Below are 1,894 nucleotides of genomic sequence, written 5' to 3'. Positions count from 1 at the left end.
TGGCGCAGACTATCTGCTGTCGGAGAAAGCACTGCTCGGCGTGTCCTTCCATTACGACCGGATGACCGACCCGACCGACGAGGATGCGGAGCTGTCCGGCAATGGCTGGCTGGCGGGTCCTTATGCCTCCTTCGAGCTCGGCAAGGGCATCTTCTGGGATACCAGCCTGCTTTATGGCGGTTCGTCCAACACCGTCGACGTGAATGCCTTTGACGGCACATTCGACACCCACCGCCTGCTGCTGGACACCTCCGTCAAGGGGCACTGGCTGCTGGACGATGCAACCGTGTTTACGCCGGGGCTACGGGCTGTCTACTTCTCCGAGGCGGTTGACGACTATGGGGTTAAGAACGGTACCGGCGACATCGTGGATTTGCAGGGCTTCGTCGAAGAGCAATTGCGGGTAAGTCTGAAAGCGGAGATTGCCCGGCAGTTCAGCCTCGAGAACGACATGACGCTGACACCCAAGATCGCCGGCACGCTCGGCTACTCTGGGCTTGATGGCGCAGGCGTTTTCGGCTCGCTTTCGGCCGGGCTGTCACTAAAAACCGCGGAGAGCTGGTCGGTTGACACCGGTCTGCTATTCAACATCGAAGGCGACGGTGAGACATCTGCCGGCGCAAAGGTTGGTGTCAGTGGACGTTTTTGAATAATGGGGGATCAGGCATCGCTACTGCATCCAATCTCTTGAAGCGATCGACCGCCATCGAACCTGTTGCCCGACGTTGACATTGGTAGCCCGAATTTTGGCGCCTTCAGTAGTGTCCCGTAGGGTTTCATCGAGGCAGCGGTCGCAATGGGCGACCTTTGCGCTTTCGTCTTCGACGAACCGTGTACGGCGATCCTCTGTGACGTTCGGGCAAATCTCTATTCCTGTGCGAAGTCGGTCGTTCCGGTCGACCAACAAGACAACGTCTGCGGCGTCGGCCGACGCGGCCGCGCCTCTTGATCCCATTGCGACACCGACATCGGCCGCCGCGAGAGCTGGCGCGTCATTGACGCCGTCGCCAACCATCATAACGGGTCCGTTCTTCCGCTCTGTAAGGACGACCAGCACTTTCTGATCTGGTAAAAGTCCGAACGAAGTCCGTCGAGCATCTCGGACGCTTCCGCACGCACCGGATCGGCCATCACGATATGCCCTGCCAAGTTATTATCGATCGCGACGGCAACGACGACCGACCAACAAGCACTGTTCCTTCGTCTCCCCAAAGCCAGTTTTTCAAGCGATGCCTTATCCGACCGGCCTCGCACGCCGCAATCGATCAATGGCTCTATCCGACAGCGTTTTCGGCCCACGGATTGCGGTCAGGCTATCTGACCGAGGCGGCCAATTGCGGCATTCCCCTCCCTGATGCGGGAGATCCTAACTGAAGTGCAACACGCCGGTTTTCAGGGTAGGGGTTCAGCCTCCCTCTTGCAAATGTGCCCGGAACACTTCGGCGGGTTGTTCTGTAGTCGAGGCACTTTCTCGGCTGGTCGTTGAGATGGCGAGCAAGCTGGATGAGCTTGCGTTGCGACACACCTGCAAGGTCGGTATCGCTGGGCATGAAGCGGCGGATGCGCTTGTTGGCGTTTTCCACCGCACCTTTCTGCCACGGCGCGCTGGGGTCGCAGAACCAGCTCCGCGCGCCGATGCCATCTTCCAAAGCCCTGAAGCCGGCAAACTCCTTGCCGCGATCAAAGGTGAAGCTCTGCCGGGCAAAGGCTGGCAAGGGAGAGAACGTTTCGATGATGTTGTCCATGATCGGCCGCGAGTGGCGGCTCTGGTTCTTGATCATGACGGTGTAGCGGCTCTTGCGCTCGATCAGTGAGGTTACGTTGGCGTTGCCCAAATCACGTTGGAAGATCAACAAGTCGCCTTCCCAATGCCCAAACTGCGAACGATCACCAA

At 58.9% G+C, this 1,894-nt stretch carries 1 protein-coding gene and 2 pseudogenes; 1 reads left to right on the top strand and 2 read right to left on the bottom strand.

Annotated features, from left to right (window positions below; genetic code table 11):
* A partial coding sequence (locus BLU15_RS38750; RefSeq protein WP_143034378.1) for an autotransporter outer membrane beta-barrel domain-containing protein occupies positions 1–649 on the top strand: 649 nt, incomplete at its 5' end.
* 185 nt (positions 650–834) lie between these two features.
* Here BLU15_RS38750 and BLU15_RS40800 read toward each other — a convergent pair.
* Both BLU15_RS40800 and BLU15_RS38740 read right to left on the bottom strand, forming a co-directional pair.
* A pseudogene (locus BLU15_RS40800) lies at positions 835–1,182 on the bottom strand (heavy metal translocating P-type ATPase); the annotation flags it as partial.
* Between the two features lie 223 nt (positions 1,183–1,405).
* A pseudogene (locus BLU15_RS38740) lies at positions 1,406–1,894 on the bottom strand (IS30 family transposase); the annotation flags it as partial.

This window comes from Ensifer sp. YR511 (genome assembly GCF_900103045.1).
GTDB classification, from domain to species: Bacteria; Pseudomonadota; Alphaproteobacteria; order Rhizobiales; family Rhizobiaceae; genus Ensifer; species Ensifer adhaerens.
The sequence above is the reverse complement of the archived record's forward strand: the minus strand, read 5'-3'. Positions and strand labels throughout refer to the sequence as shown.